The sequence below is a fragment of the Gordonia otitidis NBRC 100426 genome, from assembly GCF_000248075.1.
Taxonomy (GTDB): domain Bacteria; phylum Actinomycetota; class Actinomycetes; order Mycobacteriales; family Mycobacteriaceae; genus Gordonia; species Gordonia otitidis.
Window position 1 is genome coordinate 1 of the sequence record NZ_BAFB01000044.1, and the last position, 925, is coordinate 925.

General features: G+C 66.9%; 2 protein-coding genes. One reads left to right on the forward strand and one right to left on the reverse strand.

Annotated elements, in window-relative coordinates; genetic code table 11:
- The coding region (locus GOOTI_RS04465) for a 4-hydroxy-2-oxovalerate aldolase family protein (RefSeq protein WP_007237382.1) at window positions 1–208 on the forward strand (208 nt) is incomplete at its 5' end.
- 108 nt (window positions 209–316) lie between these two features.
- Here GOOTI_RS04465 and GOOTI_RS04470 read toward each other — a convergent pair.
- On the reverse strand, window positions 317–925 hold a 609-nt coding region (locus GOOTI_RS04470), incomplete at its 5' end, for a hypothetical protein (RefSeq protein WP_007237383.1).

Here is a 925-nt window from a genome sequence, read left to right on the forward strand (position 1 = left end):
GGATCGCTCGTCGATGATGATGGGCTACGCGGGCTGCTACTCGAGCTTCCTCAAGCACGCCGAAGGTCATGCGGAACGATACGGCGTCTCGGCGGCCGACATCCTGCTCGAGGCGGGTAACCGCAAGCTCGTGGGTGGTCAGGAAGATCAACTGATCGACATCGCCCTCGAACTCAAGAAGAAGATCGACGCGAACGCCGGCGTCTGAGGGGTTGTAGGCGTTCGCACACGCGGTCCGAACTTGCAGACGCGGCTGGTACACCGACCGCGTCTGCAAGTTCGAGACGCGTCTGGAACCGGCGCGCAGTGGGGCAGGTCAGGCGGCGCCCAGTTCCAGCGTGGTCAGCCACTGTCGGACCGTAGCGGCGACCGTGCCGCGTTCCAGGTCGGCCCAGGTCCAACGGATCACCATGACGCCGAGTCGGCGCAGCCTGTCCTCGCGCTTCTTCTCGCGCACCACGGCGTCGGTGGCATCCTCACCTTCGCGTAAGTACTTCTGATACTTCACCTTTCCGTCGAACTCTCCGACGAGCCTGCCCGCCCAGTCGAAGTCGGAACGTGCGACGAACCCGTCGCGATCCCGGAACTCGTGCTGCAGGCGTGGCATCGGCAGGCCTGCCTCGATCATCTGCGCGCGGCACCACGACTCGCCCGGGCTCTCTGCGTTCGCATCGGCGTGGGCGAGCGCGCGACGCGCCTGTCCCACGCCGCGCCGCGTGGCCCGCAGCATCTTCCGCATGACCTCGCGGTCGGCACCCATGCGCAGAGCGGCGTCGAGCACCGCGAGTGCGCCTGCGAAGCCCATCGGGGTCGTGCATGCGATGTCGACGGCTGTTCGCTCGAGCGAACTGACCTGGACTCCGTCGATCTCGACGATCTCGTCGGGCGCGACCACGCCGACGTGCGTGTGCCTGGTGGCGGTGCT